Annotated in this window: 13 protein-coding genes; all 13 read left to right on the plus strand. The window is 47.3% G+C overall.

Annotation, left to right across the window (positions count from 1 at the left end; translation table 11 throughout):
• Positions 1 to 55 precede the first annotated feature (55 nt).
• The 13 genes from LRL21_RS41885 to LRL21_RS41945 all read left to right on the plus strand — a co-directional run bounded on the left by LRL21_RS41885 (position 56) and on the right by LRL21_RS41945 (position 18,151).
• A complete protein-coding gene (locus LRL21_RS41885) occupies positions 56 to 3,886 on the plus strand; it encodes a cadherin-like beta sandwich domain-containing protein (RefSeq protein WP_240421694.1) in 3,831 nt (1,276 codons plus the stop codon).
• 134 nt (positions 3,887 to 4,020) lie between these two features.
• A complete protein-coding gene (locus tag LRL21_RS41890; protein ID WP_240421695.1) occupies positions 4,021 to 4,710 on the plus strand; it encodes a DUF6483 family protein in 690 nt (229 codons plus the stop codon).
• A 299-nt stretch (positions 4,711 to 5,009) separates the two neighbouring features.
• On the plus strand, positions 5,010 to 5,495 hold the full coding sequence (gene purE, locus LRL21_RS41895; protein ID WP_240421696.1) for a 5-(carboxyamino)imidazole ribonucleotide mutase: 486 nt from the start codon (positions 5,010 to 5,012) through the stop codon (positions 5,493 to 5,495).
• On the plus strand, positions 5,492 to 6,676 hold the full coding sequence (gene purK, locus LRL21_RS41900) for a 5-(carboxyamino)imidazole ribonucleotide synthase (protein ID WP_240421697.1): 1,185 nt from the start codon (positions 5,492 to 5,494) through the stop codon (positions 6,674 to 6,676). The genes purE and purK overlap by 4 nt, the downstream gene beginning before the upstream one ends.
• A 27-nt stretch (positions 6,677 to 6,703) precedes the next feature.
• A complete protein-coding gene (gene purB, locus LRL21_RS41905) occupies positions 6,704 to 8,002 on the plus strand; it encodes an adenylosuccinate lyase (protein ID WP_240421698.1) in 1,299 nt (432 codons plus the stop codon).
• A 24-nt stretch (positions 8,003 to 8,026) separates the two neighbouring features.
• Positions 8,027 to 8,911: a phosphoribosylaminoimidazolesuccinocarboxamide synthase gene (locus LRL21_RS41910; RefSeq protein ID WP_240421699.1), complete on the plus strand. Its 885-nt coding sequence runs from the start codon at positions 8,027 to 8,029 to the stop codon at positions 8,909 to 8,911.
• 439 nt (positions 8,912 to 9,350) lie between these two features.
• On the plus strand, positions 9,351 to 9,593 hold the full coding sequence (gene purS, locus LRL21_RS41915; RefSeq protein WP_076237752.1) for a phosphoribosylformylglycinamidine synthase subunit PurS: 243 nt from the start codon (positions 9,351 to 9,353) through the stop codon (positions 9,591 to 9,593).
• Between the two features lie 338 nt (positions 9,594 to 9,931).
• Entirely contained in the window at positions 9,932 to 10,627 is a 696-nt protein-coding gene (gene purQ, locus LRL21_RS41920) for a phosphoribosylformylglycinamidine synthase subunit PurQ (protein ID WP_240421700.1), read from the plus strand.
• Positions 10,605 to 12,848, plus strand: coding sequence for a phosphoribosylformylglycinamidine synthase subunit PurL (gene purL, locus LRL21_RS41925; protein WP_240421701.1), 2,244 nt, complete (start codon positions 10,605 to 10,607; stop codon positions 12,846 to 12,848). Before purQ ends, purL begins: the two co-directional genes overlap by 23 nt.
• A complete protein-coding gene (purF, locus tag LRL21_RS41930) occupies positions 12,833 to 14,323 on the plus strand; it encodes an amidophosphoribosyltransferase (protein WP_240421702.1) in 1,491 nt (496 codons plus the stop codon). The genes purL and purF overlap by 16 nt, the downstream gene beginning before the upstream one ends.
• A gap of 783 nt (positions 14,324 to 15,106) precedes the next feature.
• Positions 15,107 to 16,147, plus strand: coding sequence for a phosphoribosylformylglycinamidine cyclo-ligase (gene purM, locus LRL21_RS41935; protein WP_240421703.1), 1,041 nt, complete (start codon positions 15,107 to 15,109; stop codon positions 16,145 to 16,147).
• A complete protein-coding gene (purN, locus tag LRL21_RS41940; protein WP_240421704.1) occupies positions 16,144 to 16,737 on the plus strand; it encodes a phosphoribosylglycinamide formyltransferase in 594 nt (197 codons plus the stop codon). The genes purM and purN overlap by 4 nt, the downstream gene beginning before the upstream one ends.
• Before the next feature lie 235 nt (positions 16,738 to 16,972).
• Positions 16,973 to 18,151, plus strand: coding sequence for a phosphoribosylaminoimidazolecarboxamide formyltransferase (locus tag LRL21_RS41945; protein ID WP_240421705.1), 1,179 nt, complete (start codon positions 16,973 to 16,975; stop codon positions 18,149 to 18,151).
• Positions 18,152 to 18,171 lie beyond the last annotated feature (20 nt).

Below are 18,171 nucleotides of genomic sequence, written 5' to 3' on the forward strand. Positions count from 1 at the left end.
TATGCGTACATACTTTGGTTTCAAATTCAAACGGAGGTTAGCGGAAGCATTAGTTTTGAAAGAGGCAATGGCTATTATTGGCTGCCTGATTGTTGTATTGGCAGGGGTGATGCTGTTACATGTGGACAAGGCACAGGCTGTGGCAGGGACTTCTGTCAGTTCGCCTACGGTTTCTACCTATCCGGAAACGATACTTACACGAAATAACAATACATGGGACTTTCAATTCATAGCCAAAAACGCATTGAATAGCGGTAGTGTGATTACCGTAAATTATTCAGCAGATTTCAAAATTAATAATGATGAGGAACATAAACATATTAATTTTGCTGCTAATCGAATCTATGGTATTCCTATCGTTACGGTTAACGGTTTGGCAGCAAGCTCCATTGTTGTTAGCGGACAACAGTTACAAATCCAGATTGCAGATGGTGTGTCTGCCGGATCTGTAGTGAAATTGTCTATTATCCCAGAAGCAGTATCGAATCCTGTGACAGGGGGTACCAAAAATATTCTCCTGTGGACTTCGTCGGATTCAGATCCTGTTAGTATTCCGGTAACAATAGAGAGCAGTACACTAACAGTCGTTCTGAGCAATCAGTACGAGGGTGCACGGAAGGTAAACTATAAGCTTACCTTCAAAACTCGAGAAACGATAGATTACGAACGTCATCTTTATCCGGTTCTTCCTTACGATTTGATTGAATCCATACCCGAAATAGACCCATCCAAGGTATATCTGAACGGTACCATGGTTGATAGTATTATTAATAGTGAAGTTTTTAGTGTTAAACCTGGTTTCGGTACTAATATTTCACCAGGCGAGATAGTAACACTGGAATTTACTGCAGAAGCAGGTCTGAGCAATCCGGTATTTGAAGAAGGAGATATGCCTACGAAACAAATAGGTATTCGCTTCGGAAATCTGATTGATTGGGCTGAAGTAAATTATACGAAGGATTACATACCTCCAACAGGGACTGTTACTGTTGAGGGTATACCAGCATCCAATACAATATTCAGCCGCTCTATTTTACTGAATTTGAATGCTACCGATGTGGGATCTGGAGTCATTGCCGGATATGAAGTATCGGATACGGATTATTTTTATGGTTTTGACGATAGACTGGAATACAAAGCCCAGGTTCCTTATCTTCTCCCACCTGGTGCAGGCCCCAAAACGATTTATGTTAGGTTCTATGATGCTGCCAAAAATCCAAGCGTGACCTATCAAATCACGGTTATTTATGATGATAAGCTTAATCTGGGCAGCTTGACGGTTAAAGATGAGAATATTGCCAATGTGGCTTTAAGTCCCTCTTTTTCCGATGCACATGATGTGTATGATGCAGTGGTAGGTTCTTCAGTAAATACGGTAAAAATTAATCTAACCAAGACGGCGGCGGCCAATATATTGCTAGATGATCCAAGAGCAACATACACAGCTGTGAATTCCACTAATGGTGAAATCACTTTTTCAAATTTGGGATTCGGCAGCAACGATTTAAAAATTCGAGTTTCAGCGGCTGAAGGCAATAAAGACTATCATCTTATTATTTTCAAGGAAGGACCTGAGCTACAGCATTCAAACAATACGACGGTAATAAATAATGGCAGTATCGTCGTATTAGGTGGGAAGCAATGGGTGCTAACGGATAAAACTAAACGGCAGCTGACTCTTCTGCAGCCTTATACGGAGTGTGCTGGTTATGATTCCAGTAACTGTGATTGGGACGGGTATGGTAATAGTTGGGGTACGGAAAGTTGGTATGACGGGTATAAATTCGATCCTTTGGATGAAGACAGTGTTGCTTATTATTTAAATAATGAATTTTTAAATAATCTGGAACAGGAAAATATTTCCAATATTTCTGTGTATCCATTCGATAACACAATCTATTCGACGGGAACGGTGCCAACACGGTGGAGTGATGAATATAGAGTCAAGGCGAAGGTTGGACTGCTATCGATTCCGCAATATCAATTATTGAAAGGCACTGGTGTTTTGAACAGGTTTCTGGGTTCGGAATGGTTTTTGATGAACCCTGCTCATGCAGGTAGTGATTTTTATATATTTAGCGTTGACTCTGAAGGCAGCCTGGTTGCCAACTGGAACAGTAAAGAAGTTCATCCAGTCGTTTACTTAAAGCCAGGTATGGTCATTAGTGGCGGTAGCGGTAATGACGTGAGTCCTTTTACATTGACTAGCAGCCTTTCGAGCAATGCTAACATTGCTTCAATCAAGCTTCAATCCACGGATCTTGGCTACTCAAGTACTTCCAATCCACCGGTTTTTAGCTTAAATGTTAGCAATGAAATTAAAAATGTTGCCCTCTTAGTCACAATGGCAGATTCTACGGCATCTGTTTTTTTGGATGGTATGGAGCAGCCGAGCGGTGGAACAGCTGTAGTAGATTTGTCAAATAGGACCGTAAATGTCACAGGACTTGCTACAGGTGTTACGACGGTACACGTGCACGGGCTTGCTGCAGACAACACTTCGAAGAATTATGATATAAAGATTACAAGAGCGGCTCCAGTACCAAATAATAATGCGACTTTAAGCTCGTTGAATGTTGGAGCAAATGCAGTCACTCCAGACGCGAATAAAAATTTATACGCGAGTGTAATCAATTCAGTCTATACGACTACAATTACAAATGCTGTATATGAATCAGGAGCCAAGATCACGATCAAATCGAGTACTGGCGGGGATGTGTATATAGGCCAGCCCGTCAATTTGAACGTAGGGGCTAATGTGTTCACGATTGTCGTTACTGCGCCTGATGGGTCAACTACCCTTACGTACATGCTAACTATCACAAGAGCTTCTAGCGGGAACCCTGGGGGGCAAGACATTAATCAGCTATTGATAGCCGATCTGAATTTGCTGGACTCATCGACTATGTTAAATGGCAATACTTCGGCGAGTCAGATTACTCGTAATTTATCGCTGCCTCAATATACAAGCAGCGGATATTCGATCACTTGGTCCACCTCAGATGCTGCTACTATCACAACAGGTGGTGCGGTCACACGTCCCGGTTACACATCGTCTGAGCTGTTCAAAGCTGTCACGTTGAGTGCAAAAGCATCGACAACGGTGTCCAACGTGACGTATTCAACCGAGGTGCCAAGAACTTTTGATTTCAAGGTTTTGAAAGACACAATAGCCACGCTGCCAGGGGGCACTACAATCGATTTTGAAGGAGCGACCTTTGGCCCTAATGCTAATGTGTCGGTAGCGGAGGTAACCCCGCTAAATATAAGCGGAACGGGCATGGTGTCGGCTGGCAAGACTTTGGAGTTTACACTGACAGGGATAACAATCGATCCTTTAAAACCGGTGAAGATCTCAATTCCTACGAATACCAATGCGAATCGCAGCAAAGTAGGCGTCTTCTACTATAATCCTTCGACTCTCACTTGGGAGTATCAAAAAACGGAGATCGATACCACGGGAGCTGCATCTGCAAAAGTAACACATTTTTCAACTTATGGTGTGTTTGAAGCGAATAAAGTGGCGACCCCTTCAATGGATTCTTTATACACAAATGACACAACGAAGCAGGTTACTTTGACTACATCTACGGAGGGAGCAGCAATCTACTTTACACTGGATGGCTCGGAACCGACTACAGCAAGCAGCTTGTACAACTCAAGTAACAAGCCTAATTTGTTACCCAACCAGACTCTTAAAGCTATAGCTGTCAAAAACGGGATGATTACAAGTGATACGGTCAGCTTTGCGGGGAAAGCACGCAAAACGATTACCAACATATTGAACAGCATCTTAAATAAAGCTGATCAGAACAGTGATAACATATTTGATCAGTCGGATGTTAGAGCTCTGCTTAATCAGGTAGAACCCGTTCGCGGTCACTAAAAAATTCATCGAACCATGGCTTGGGAATAATCCTGAGCTATGGTTTTTTTGTCCTATCATGACTTTTTCAATCGTCACCCCAATAAGGTACAATGAACTTATACGAATCAAATTCATAGCTGGGAGGGACCACATTGTACCAACGGGATTATTTGATGCGAATGATCGAACAATTTTCGATGACACTGGGTCAGGTGCTGTTCAAGCGGCGAAATCAGCAATTTGCTGAAGCGATGGAGCTGTTGACACAGGCAATGAAGCAGCTGCTGGGGCTGAATTCCAAGCTTGTGCTTGCTCTATCCGTGAAGGACCTGATGGCTTTGCTCACGACTCAGGGTCAATTCGATGCCGGCAAAGGCCTGCTGCTCAGTGATATGTTAAAGGCAGAGGGTGATTTACTGGTTGATGCCGCGGAAGAAGACGAAGGCATGGCATGTCACATGAAGTCTCTGGAGCTGCTGCTCGAAATGAGATGGATGCAAGAAGCTTCCGAATTAGAGCAGGAGATGGAGGAGCGAATCGAAGACTTTCTTACTATCATCAAGCCTGGAATAATGCCGCTGCGGGTCCTTAAACCATTGGTCCATTATTACGACAGTACAGGGCGGCTGGCCAAGGCGGAGGACATGCTATTTTTTATACTGGATGCAGATGTGGACCCGACGGTGTGGATCGATTCCGGTCTGCACATGGTGGAGCGTTGGCAAAAAATGTCGACAGATGAGCTTGCGCAAGGCGAGTTGAACGCAGAGGAAGTCCGAGAGACCTATACCCAACTAGTTAAAATGAAGCAAAAAGCGAGCAAGATCGAGAGAATGCAATAAACTGCTTTGGAAATGCGAACTTTTCATAAGATTAATTCGTATAATGTTCGTCTTCTCAGGTTGACAGCCGCTCGCTATCCCTGTAAACTAAACACGTAAAAGCTTTCCTTTTTTTGATCTAAACTTGTCGAAATAACGAAAATGTAAGGTCAGCACATCGGTGTTAGGCCTTAGCTTGCGCTTGGGATTATTTTACCGTCCTGTGGGTCAATGAAAGTGATCTTGGTCTGCCGGACTTTTCATACTATACACATTCAAGCTTGCACGTATTTCAAAAGTAACCATTTATGGAGGTCGAAATGTCTGTTCTTGTTGGAGTCATTATGGGAAGTCAGTCGGATTGGGAAACCATGAAGCACGCCTGTGACATGCTGGAGGAGCTGGGAGTTTCTTATGAGAAAAAGATTGTTTCCGCCCATCGTACGCCAGATTTAATGTTTGACTATGCAGCATCTGCAGTAGAACGAGGTTTGAAGGTTATTATAGCAGGAGCGGGAGGCGCCGCTCATTTACCCGGTATGGTTGCCGCAAAGACGGAGCTGCCGGTTATTGGTGTTCCCGTTAAGACGTCTACGCTTAATGGGCTGGACTCCCTGCTGTCTATTGTTCAGATGCCTGGGGGTGTTCCTGTAGCTACTGTAGCGATAGGTCATGCGGGAGCCACGAATGCGGGCTTGCTGGCTGCGCAAATATTAGGAGCGTTCGATCCTGAGCTGCAGCAAAAGGTACGTGAGCGCCGTGAACGGACTCGTGAGAAGATCACAGAAAGCAGCGTGCTGGAATGAGCGAATATGATCGAAGAGACACCAAAAAGATAATACGTCCCGGCAGCACCATAGGTGTGTTAGGTGGAGGACAGCTTGGGCGCATGATGGCATTGGCTGGACGCGCAATGGGCTATCGGTTCATTACACTGGACCCGACGGTCGATTCACCTTGCGGCCAAGTGGCTGACAGACAAATTGTGGCTGCTTACCATGATATTGAGGCAGCGAGGATGTTATCCGAGCAGTCGGATGTGATCACCTATGAATTCGAAAATGTCGATGCCGAGGTGACCGAGCTTCTGATGGAGGAATCGTATGTACCTCAGGGCAGCCGACTTCTCTATATTACGCAGCACCGCTTGCGTGAAAAGCAGGCGATTGAATCAGCTGGCGTCAAGGTCGCGCCTTATGCGCAGATTACGAGCAGTGCACAGCTTCGGGAGGAGCTGCAGCGGTTGGGTACCCCTTGTGTACTGAAGACAGCGACAGGCGGCTATGACGGCAAAGGACAGTGGGTAATACGTTCGATAGATGAAGCCGATGAAGCTTATGAAGAAATCAGCCGGGCTGGGACTGAGCTGGTTCTCGAACAATTTATCGACTTTGACAAAGAAATATCCGTGATTGCGGCGCGAAGCCCAAGAGGAGAAGTTAAGGCGTTTCCCGCAGCGGAAAATATACATGTGAACAATATTTTGCACCTGTCGATCGTACCGGCCCGTCTGGACGAGGCTGTGCAGCAGGAAGCTGAGCAGTTAGCGATTCAAATTGCGGAATCGTTAAATGTGGTTGGATTAATTGCAGTCGAAATGTTTGTCACACACGAAGGTGAGCTTTATGTGAATGAATTAGCGCCGCGGCCTCATAATTCCGGTCATTATACAATGGAAGCTTGCAAAACCTCGCAGTTCGAGCAGCACATGAGAGCGATCTGCAATCTGCCGCTGGGCTCGACGGAGCTGCTTACACCGGTTGTCATGGGTAACATTCTGGGTCAGCATGTCGAGCCTGCGATGGACTGGATCATGCAGCCTGAATCGGAGCAGGTTGGCAGTGGCATCACAGCAAAGCTGCATATGTATGGTAAGCAGGAGGCCAAGGACAATCGGAAGATGGGTCATTTGAACGTGCTTGCACCTTCAGTTGATGAAGCCTTGCAATGGATTGAAGCCTCAGGCATATGGAATACGAAAGAATAGCCAGCACGAAGAACGGGGGATTAATCAATGATTGAACGTTACAGCAGGCCGGAAATGGCCCGGATTTGGACAGAGGAAAATAAATTTAATGCTTGGCTGGAGGTCGAGCTGTTATCTTGTGAGGCCTGGGCTGAGCTTGGGGTCATCCCGAAGGAAGATGTAGTGGAACTGCGCAAAAATGCTGCTTTCGACATCGACCGTATTTATGAGATTGAGCTGGAAACGCGCCATGATGTGATTGCATTCACGCGTGCGGTATCCGAAAAGGTAGGCCCTGAGCGGAAATGGGTACACTATGGCTTGACGTCGACAGATGTTGTGGACACGGCACTCGGTTACTTGCTGAGACAGGCTAATGAGATTTTGGAAAAGGACCTGCTTAATTTTATTGAAATATTGCGGAATAAAGCAATTCAATATAAAGATACACCGATGATGGGACGGACACATGGCGTACACGCCGAGCCGACAACCTTCGGTTTGAAAATGGCGTTGTGGCTGGAAGAAATGAAGCGGAACCTGGAGCGTTTTCGCTTGGCGGCGGACGGTGTACAGTACGGTAAAATTTCCGGCGCCGTAGGTACGTATGCGAATATCGATCCTTTTGTTGAAACCTTCGTATGCGAGAAGCTGGGTACAAAAGCGGCTCCGATCTCCACACAAACGCTGCAGCGTGACCGTCATGCTGAATATATGGCGACACTGGCACTGATTGCAACGTCCATGGATAAATTCGCGACTGAAATTCGTGCACTTCAGAAGAGTGAGGTTCGCGAGGTTGAGGAAGCTTTTGCCAAAGGTCAAAAGGGCTCATCCGCTATGCCGCATAAGCGTAATCCAATCGGCTGTGAAAGCATTTCGGGCTTATCCCGTGTCATTCGTGGTCATATGGTCTCAGCTTATGAGAATGTAACCTTATGGCATGAACGCGATATCTCGCATTCGTCTGTAGAACGGATTATTTTGCCGGATGCAACGATTTTGCTGAACTATATGCTGAACCGTTTTGGAACGATTGTGAAGAACCTTACCGTGTTCCCGGAAAATATGAAGCGCAACATGCAAAGTACTTACGGCGTACCGTTCTCCGGTCGTGTTATGACCAAGCTGATCGACAAAGGCTACAGCCGTGAGCAAGCTTATGATACCGTGCAGCCGCGTGCCATGCAGGCGTGGGAAGAGCAGCGTTCGTTCCGCGAAATTATTGAGAACGAGCCTGTAATCCGTGAGCAGCTGAGCGCCGAAGAAATTGAAGATTGCTTTAACCCAACCTGGCATTTGAAGCATGTGGATACGATTTTCAAACGTTTGGGCTTAACCGAATAATAAATTAGGGGAGGACTACAGACGATGGTCTCAACAAAGGCGATTTCGAGCGCTGAATCTTATCTGAGTGCACCGCTGATCTACAAAGGTAAGGTTCGTGAGCTGTATGATTTAGGAGAGCATTATTTGATCGCGGTAACGGACCGGATCTCGGCATTCGATTGGGTGCTGTCACCTGCAGTACCGGACAAAGGGAATGTGCTCAACTCCTTAAGCAAATTCTGGTTTGAGCAAACCGCGCATATTCAACCGAATCATGTCGTACATGGCGATGTTGATCAATTGGGCGATATTGTCAAAGACCGTGAGGTCATGAAGGATCGGTTCATGGTCACCAAAAAAGCGGAGCGTATTGATATCGAATGTGTCGTCCGTGGTTATATTACGGGTGGGGGCTGGCGTCAGTATGTACAAACAGGCGAGATCAACGGACAAAAGCTGCCGAGCGGACTGCGTAAAAATGAACGCTTCGAGAAGCCGATCTTCACGCCTGCAGCCAAAAACGATGTCGGTCATGACGAAGATATTTCGATCGAACGGATGAAAGAACTGGTCGGAGCCGAATTGACCGAGCAGCTGCAAGCCAAGAGCATTATGCTGTATGAATTTGCTCATCGCTTTTGTGAAGAGCGTGGCATCATATTAGCTGATACCAAGTTCGAGTTTGGACTCATTGATGGAGAAATCATTCTGATCGATGAAATCTTCACACCGGATTCCTCACGTTTCTGGGCCAAGGAAAAGTACGCCTTCGATATCGAAATCGATGGTATGGATAAAGAACCGGTTCGTACGTATCTGTCCAGCACGAATTGGGATAAAAACAGCGAGCCCGACCCGCTGCCCGCCGATGTCGTCGAGGAAACCTCCCGCCGCTATAGAAGCATCTATAAGCTGCTAGTTAAGTGAAAATTTAAAAGTTCGGTGAATAAGTACCGCTGCACGGCCAAAGATTCTTACGGGATGATGCTTCCGAAGCTAGTTTACTAAAGTAAACTCTCAGCTGTTGTTCAAGGATTTCTTATATTTTATAAGATATTTAGCTGTAGAAATTCTTGAACAAAGGCACCGCTTCGCTATCTCCAGAACACTTTGGGCCGCTCCGCTCATGATTCACCGAACTTTTAAACGAAAGATCACCAGCTTCTAATTATTAAGTGGCATAATTATATAGAAACTATCTCAAGCAGGCGCTTGCGAAGCGAGTGCTCTGCGCAACACCGGTAGATGCTTATAATAAGCTTCTATGTAAACTCAGTAGATGCTTACAAAGTAAGTTTTCTGCGAAAACTCGGTAGATGCTTACGAAGTAAGTTTTCTGCGAAAACTCTAAGGAGGATTCATCCCCATGTTAAAAGCAACCGTATACGTCACGATCAAACAAAGCGTTCTCGACCCCCAGGGAGTAGCCGTCCAAGGCGCACTTCACTCCATGGGCTTCGGCGAAGTGGATAAAGTACGTGTAGGCAAATATTTAGAATTTGAACTTGGCACTGCTGACCGTGCAGAAGCTGAGCAGCGTGTTAAATCGATGTGTGAAAAGCTGTTAGCGAACACAGTCATCGAAGACTACCGCTACGAATTAGTTTAATCTCTTCAACCTCAGCCGTCAGGCCAACCATCAGCGAGCGAAGCTATGCTGATCTGTTTAAAGCAGTTATGCTCTAAGCGATGTTATCGCACCAAAAGTTCAGCGTGTCCCGATAGGGACGGAAGCGCTCATCATAAGCACACAGTATGCGAACGAAATGTATCACCCATGTCAAGCGTGTCCCGATGGGGACGATAAGCGCCCCGAGAACACAAAAGTCTTGCACACGTGCCAAGGGAGTCCAGAGGGCAACGCCCTTTGGGGCCCTCCCTATAGAGAGGGTAAACTGCTCCCGGTTCTGGGAAATCAAGGGTGAATAAAGGGAGGATTAGAGTATCATGAATTTCGCTGTATTGGTGTTTCCAGGCTCCAACTGTGATATCGATTGCTACAAAGCGGTTGAAGAAACAATCGGGCAGCCTGTTGAATATGTATGGCATACCGAAACCGATTTGTCCAAGTATGACTGTATTATTGTACCGGGTGGTTTTTCGTACGGAGATTATTTGCGCACAGGCGCGATAGCTCGTTTTGCTCCTGTTATGACGGCACTTGTGCAAGCGGCTGAGAAGGGTACCTACATTATCGGGATCTGCAATGGTTTTCAAATTTTGCTGGAATCGGGTTTGCTGCCTGGCGCCATGCTTCGTAACAATTCGCTTAAATTCCGCTGTCATGCGGCTATGCTGCAGGTGGATAATAACGAAAATCCGTTTACAAAAGAGTACAGCAAGGGTGAGTTGGTTAACATTCCAATCGCTCATGGCGAAGGCAACTACTATTGTGACGATGCTACTCTTGCAGACCTGCAGGCGAACAATCAAATCGTTTTTCGTTATGAAGCAGGCAATAACCCGAATGGTTCTGTGGATGATATCGCAGGCATTTGCAACAAAGCGGGCAACGTACTTGGTATGATGCCGCATCCGGAACGCGCAGTAAAAGAATTGTTGGGTTCGGCGGACGGCAAGCGGATGTTTACATCGATTTTGAGCACTTGGAGGGAACAACATGGCGCAGCAGTTAACAGCTAAGGAACCAAACGCGGAGCAAATCGCGGAACAGAAGCTTTATAAGCAGATGGGTGTCACAGACGCGGAATATGATCAAGTATGCGGATTCCTCGGACGTAAACCGAATTATGTGGAAATTGGCGTATTTAGCGTTATGTGGTCTGAGCATTGCTCCTACAAAAACTCGAAGCCAGTTCTTCGCAAGTTTCCTGTAACAGGACCGCGGGTATTAATGGGTCCAGGTGAGGGTGCGGGGATCGTCGATATCGGCGATAATCAAGCCGTTGTTTTCAAGATTGAAAGTCATAATCACCCTTCTGCTATCGAGCCGTTTCAAGGAGCGGCCACAGGCGTGGGCGGAATTATTCGTGATATTTTCTCTATGGGTGCACGTCCGATTGCTGTTCTGAACAGTTTGCGTTTTGGTAATCTTAAAAATGACCGTGTTAAATATTTGTTCGAGCATGTCGTATCGGGGATTGCCGGGTATGGTAACTGTATCGGAATTCCTACGGTCGGCGGCGAGGTTATGTTTGATGAAAGCTATGAGGGTAATCCGCTCGTTAATGCAATGTGTGTAGGATTGATCGATCACGACAAGATTCAAAAGGGTGTTGCCAAAGGTGTAGGCAATCCGGTGTTTTATGTCGGACCGGCTACGGGTCGCGATGGTATTCATGGTGCGACTTTTGCATCGGAGGAATTGACTGCGGAGTCCGAAGCGAAGCGTCCTGCTGTACAAGTAGGCGATCCGTTCATGGAGAAGCTCGTATTGGAAGCTTGCCTGGATTTAATTAACTCAGGTATCGTGCTGGGCATTCAGGATATGGGTGCAGCCGGACTTACTTGTTCGAGTGCCGAGATGGCAAGCAAAGCAGGTAACGGTATGGAGCTGTACCTGGATGAGGTGCCACAGCGTGAGGAAGGCATGACGCCTTATGAAATGATGCTGTCCGAATCACAGGAGCGGATGCTGTTCGTTGTTGAGCCTAAGGATGAGGCGCAGGCCAAAGCGATTTTTGAACGTTGGGGCTTGCATTGTGCAAAGGTTGGTAAAGTAACCAATGACGGAGCGCTTAAGCTGTTCCACAAGGGTGAGCTTGTTGCGGACATGCCGGTAACGGCATTGGTTGACGAGGTTCCTGTATATAATAAGCCTTCGCAAGTACCTGCTTACTATCTGGCTAATGCTGAGGTAGATACGAATCGGTATGCCGAAGTAACGGATCTGAATGATGCTTTGAAAAAGGTATTGGCTTCCCCGACTGTAGCCAGCAAGGAATGGGTTTATAATCAATACGATTACATGGTGCGTACAAGCACTGCGGTTCGTCCGGGTTCGGACGCAGCGGTCGTAACGATTCAAGACTCACGCAAGGCGCTTTCCATGTCGACCGATTGCAATGGCCGTTTTGTTTATCTGGACCCTGAAGTGGGAGGCAAGATTGCGGTTGCGGAAGCAGCTCGTAACAATGTATGCTCCGGCGGCGAGCCGCTGGCGATTACAGATAACCTGAACTTCGGAAGCCCGGAAAAACCTGATATTTTTTGGCAGCTGGAGAAAGCGGCAGACGGTATTTCAGAAGCGTGCCGCAAGCTGGACACACCGGTTATCGGTGGAAATGTCAGCTTGTACAACGAAAACTCCAAGGGTGCTATCTACCCAACACCGGTTATCGGAATGGTTGGATTGGTTCATGATACCGATCATATTACGACGCAAGCCTTTAAAAAAGAGGGCGATGTGATTATCCTGCTCGGCGACACCAAAGCAGAATTAGGCGGCAGCGAGTTCCAATATGTTCTCCATGGAGTTACAGAAGGACGTCCGCCTCAAATTGATCTGGATGTTGAGAAAAAGCTGTTAAGCACCGTGCTTGGCGGTATTCAAAAAGGTCTCGTGGCTTCAGCGCATGACTTATCCGATGGCGGCTTGGCTGTAGCTCTTGCTGAGAGCTGCATCAGCGGCAACCTCGGTGCTCAAGTCGATTTCTCCACAGATCTGCGCAATGATATTGCACTGTTCAGCGAAAGCCAATCTCGTATTTTGCTCAGCGCTTCGCCTGAAAAAGCGGAAGCTTTGAAGCAATGGATTTCCGAACAAGGCGTGCCGTATCAGCAATTAGGTCAAGTTCAAGGAACAGAGTTGCATATCCACATTAACGCTAAACCCGTCATCCAGTCACCGGTTGAACAACTACAAAAGGTTTGGAAGGATGCGATTCCATGTCTGATGAAATAAAGACATTGCAGGAGCAGCAGCTATGGACAGGCAATTATTATAATGAAGATATGGGCAGCCGTGACGGGCTGCTCGATAAGCTAGGGGAGGAATGCGGTGTATTCGGAGTGTATGGTCACTCCGAAGCCGCTTCGCTCTCCTATTATGGTCTGCATGCGCTGCAGCACCGCGGCCAGGAGAGTGCAGGGATCTGTGTAGCGGATGGTGATAGCTTCAAATACCATCGCGGCATGGGACTTGTAAAGGAAGTTTTTAATAATGATAATTTAACCACTTTATCTGGAGCCAACTCGATCTCGCATGTTCGTTATTCGACAGCGGGTGAGAGCAAGCTGGCTAACGCTCAGCCTCTTGTGTTCAAATATCGCGGCGGCGATTTAGCGATTGCCACCAACGGTAATTTGACTAACGCGGCCGAAATGAAAAAAAAGCTTGAGGACATGGGTTCGATCTTTCAGACAACAAGCGATACCGAAGTTGTTGCTCACTTGATTGCACGTTCCAAGCACACGGAAATTGAACTGGCTGTAAAAGAAGCCTTGCTGCAGGTGGAAGGCGCGTACGCGTTTTTGTTTTTGACCAAGGATAAGTTGGTTGCAGCTTTGGACCCGCACGGCTTACGCCCCTTTGTTATGGGTCGCTTGGGCAATGCTTACTTGTTCGCTTCAGAAACCTGTGCGTTTGACGCGGTGGGAGGAACCTACTATCGTGATGTGATCCCGGGTGAATTGCTTGTACTTGATGCGAAAAATGGTTTGATTGAGGATCGGTTCTCACCGATCAAGCAGCGTGCTATTTGTTCGATGGAGTACATTTATTTTGCTCGGCCTGACAGCGATATGGATTCGATTAATATTCACTCTGCACGCAAACGGATGGGCAAGCAGCTGGCACAGGAAGCTTTCGTTGACGCTGATGTGGTCACCGGCGTGCCGGATTCCAGTATTTCAGCGGCTATCGGCTTTGCTGAGCAAACCGGTATCCCTTATGAGTTGGGCTTAATCAAAAACCGCTACAGCGGTCGGACCTTTATCCAGCCGAGCCAGGAACTGCGCGAACAGGGCGTGAAAATGAAGCTGAGCGCTGTACGCAGTATCGTTGCCGGCAAGCGGGTTGTGATGATCGACGATTCCATCGTCCGTGGCACGACCTCACTGCGGATCGTTAACATGCTTCGTGAAGCGGGTGCAACCGAGGTTCACGTAAGAATCAGCTCACCGCCTTTTATGAATCCTTGTTATTATGGAATCGACACACCGGACCGCAAAGAATTAATCGCCGCTCAAAAGTCCATCGAAGAAATTCGGGTTGCGATCAATGCCGATTCACTTTATTTCCTTAGCAAGGAAGGCTTGTTAAACTCAATCGGCCGTCCTAAAGGTGATGTGAATCAAGGCGTTTGTACAGCCTGTTTTGACAATATGTACCCTACGCGGATTACTGAGGAATCAGAAGTCGGATGTGGGTGCGACTAAGGGTCTGAGTGAGAAAAGTGCAGCGCAGTGCAGTGATTGAAAACCAGTGAATTTGGATTCATACGGACGGTTACTCCGGAAAAGGGATGCCATTCCACTCGCTGTTGAAAGATAGCTGCATGGAATGGGTTCCTTGCAGGAAGCAGCTTTCTTTCAAAGGCGGCCGTTACACTTTCCATGGCAATCCCTTTTCCTCCATACACCTGGATGAATCCAAATTCACAAGCACTTCCCTCTCACAGAACCTTGTCTGTGAGTAGAAAGAAGGCGGAGGCATTCGCCTGCTCCGCCGAGCGACAAACTAGCTGGTATGAGTCACACCACCTCATAAAGTGACAACTGGGCCGTATGACCAGGCCAATTGTGTTAGTTATGTGGGCTGTGAGCATGACCCACTGAGTAACAATTTAACGCGGCCGTAGTCCGGCCCGTCGAATTAACAACTAGCGGGGCTAGTGCTGCCCCGCGGCCATTAATAAAACGCAGGTTGTGTGGATTGCGTTGAGCCTTTCGCATCTTGTAAGATGTGTGCCTGATCGCCTTGTAGGCGGAGGGCTGAGTGCTTGCCTAATGCTTACGAAGCGGGTTTTCTTACGAAAACCTTAGGCCGCCTTTGAAAATGGGTTATCACCACCAAGTCTAATCACAATAACCCATTTTCAAGAGCGGCCGCAGGCAAGCAGCACAGCCCGGAGCCGACCTTAGGCGATCAAGCATAATGCTCTTACTCCACAACTGCGAACAGCCCAACCTCCCACCAACCAAGTTAAAGGAGTGTAACAAGTGTCGGATGCATATAAAAAGGCCGGAGTCGATATCGCGGCTGGTAATGAAGCAGTAGAACGGATGAAAAAACATGTTAAAACCACATTTCGTCCCGAGGTTCTAACAGAGCTGGGTGGATTTGGTGGGCTTTTTGGATTGAATAAGGATAAGTATGACGAGCCGGTACTGGTGTCAGGTACGGATGGCGTAGGAACGAAGCTCAAGATTGCTTTTGCTATGGACAAGCATGATACGATTGGTATTGATGCGGTAGCGATGTGCGTTAACGATATTATTGTACAGGGCGCAGAGCCTTTATTTTTCCTTGATTATTTGGCTTGTGATAAAGTCATCCCTGAAAAAATCGAATCGATTATTAAAGGCATCAGCGATGGCTGCGTTCAGGCAGGCTGCGCCCTAATCGGCGGCGAAACAGCTGAAATGCCGGGTATGTATGCGGAAGGCGAATATGATATTGCCGGATTCACAGTTGGTATTGTTGATAAAAAGAAAGTCATTGACGGCTCCACAATCCGTCCGGGTGATGTCGTACTGGGTCTTGCTTCAAGTGGCGTACATAGCAATGGCTTTTCGCTAGTTCGCAAGCTGTTGTTAGAGGAAAAAGGCTACAGCCTGCATGACACCATTGACGCATTGGGCGGCAAACTGGGTGATGTGGTACTGGAACCAACCAAGATTTATGTCAAATCCGTGCTTGCTGCTCTGCAAAAGGTAGAGCTTAAAGGCTTGGCGCATATTACGGGTGGCGGCTTTATCGAAAACATTCCGCGGATGCTGCCTGCTGATGTCAATGTAGAAATCAATTATGGCTCTTGGCCGATTTTGCCGATTTTCCAGCTGCTGCAGGAAACAGGCTCAATCAGCAATAACGATATGTTCCGTACCTTTAATATGGGTATTGGCATGGTAATCATCGTGCCAGAGCAGCAGGCTGCTGAAGCCGCAGCTATTTTTGCTGAGCAGGGTGAGCAGGTGTATACGCTGGGTCATGTAACCTCAGGAGATCGGGTGGTTACATTTAGCGGAGCCGTTGTATGAGTAAGTCCTTTCGCATTGCCGTGTTCGCTTCCGGGAGCGGGTCCAATTTCCAGGCTATTGCGGATGCGGTGAATGCTGGCAGGCTCGATGTTCACATCGGGCTTCTTGTCTGTGACCGCCCCAAGGCACAGGTAGTGGAGCGGGCGAACAAGCTCGGGATACCCACTTTTGTATTCCGGGCGAAGGATTATGCAAGCAGAGAGCAGTATGAACGGGAGATTGTGCAGCGGCTAGAAGAAGAGCAGATTGACCTGGTAGTGATGGCAGGCTATATGAGATTGATTACATCAGTGCTTGTCGAGCCTTGGTATGGAAGGCTGATTAATGTTCACCCTTCCTTGCTTCCTGCATTTCCAGGTCTGGATGCTATCAAGCAGGCGTTGAATTACGGGGTAAAAGTAACCGGAGTCACGGTACATTATGTAGATGGCGGCATGGATACAGGGCCGATCATTGCCCAGCAAAGCCTGGACATTACCCCGGAGGATACAGAAGAAAGCTTGGCAGCGCGTATACACCCAATCGAGCATGTGCTGCTGCCGCAGGTCATTGCACAGATTGCAGCTGGATCAATAAAGCTGAATCCATAGCAACAGCTCCCACCATGAGAACAAGGTTCAATGGAAGTTCAACAAAGCCAAAGTCAGTTAATCCCGTAAACACGTATATCACCCGCCGAACGGTTAGGATCTGCACACGGTACAGAAGGTTCTGCTGAAGTATTCATCAATAAGCTATTAGAGTTCAATTGTTCAATTGTTCAATTGTTCCATTGATATAAAGCCCAGTTCCACCAATACAGCTGCATAGGAAAGGAATTAAACGATGAGTAACCCTAACGAAATCCATTTGCGCTACGGTATGAATCCACACCAAAAAGAAGCCAAGATCTACAGCGAGAACGGCAACCTGCCGCTGCGTGTTGTCAACGGTGACCCAGGTTTTATCAATCTGCTCGATGCTTTGAACAGCTATCAGCTGGCTCGTGAGCTGCGCTTGGCTACAGGTCTTCCTGCTGCTGCTTCCTTCAAGCATGTTAGCCCTGCAGGAGCGGCTGTATATGCCCCTCTTAGCCCTGAACTGGCGAAAGCATACTTTGTAGAAGGGTTGGAGCTGTCTCCCTTGGCAACTGCATACGCAAGAGCTAGAGGTGCTGACCGGATGTCTTCCTTCGGGGATTGCGCTGCGCTAAGCGATATCGTGGATGCATCCACGGCACGTTTGCTGAAACGCGAGGTTTCCGATCTGGTTGTAGCACCAGGCTATACGGAAGAAGCTTTGGAGATTCTGCGTTCGAAGAAAAAAGGCGGGTTTTTGGTTCTTGAGATTGATCCGGAATATGTAGCTGCACCCATCGAGAAGCGTAATCTGTTTGGCATGACTCTCGAGCAGCAGCGCAATAATGCCGTGATTGACAGCTCAGTACTGACTCACATTGTAACGAACAACAAAGAGCTTCCAGAAGAAGCCAAACGCGATATGCTGATTGCCTTGATCACTTTGAAATACACACAATCCAACTCGATTTGCTATACCTTGGACGGACAAACCATTGGTATTGGTGCTGGTCAGCAGTCCAGAATTCATTGTACGCGTCTTGCTGGTGATAAAACCGACCGTTGGTTCCTGCGTCAGCATCCGGCAGCACTTGCCATGAAATTCCGTGCTGGTATTACCCGTCCTGAACAAAACAACGCGATTGATCTGTGGTTGGAGGAGGAAGTAACCTCTTTTGAAAACGCCAGCTGGGAGCAATATTTTGAGGAAGTACCTGTTCGTCTGACTCGTGAAGAGAAGCGCGAATGGTTGAATAAGCTGCAAGGCGTTACCTTTGGTTCGGATGCCTTCCTGCCGTTCCGTGACAATTTGGACCGTGCAAGCCGCAGCGGTGTGAAATACGTGGTTCAAGCAGGCAGTTCGATGCGTGACGAGGAAGTCGTCCAAGCTGCTAATGATTATAACATGGTTATGACCTATTCCGGCGTTCGTTTATTCCATCACTAAAATATACAGCCAGTAAAATA

The organism is Paenibacillus periandrae, assembly GCF_022458865.1.
Taxonomy (GTDB): Bacteria; Bacillota; Bacilli; order Paenibacillales; family NBRC-103111; genus Paenibacillus_S; species Paenibacillus_S periandrae.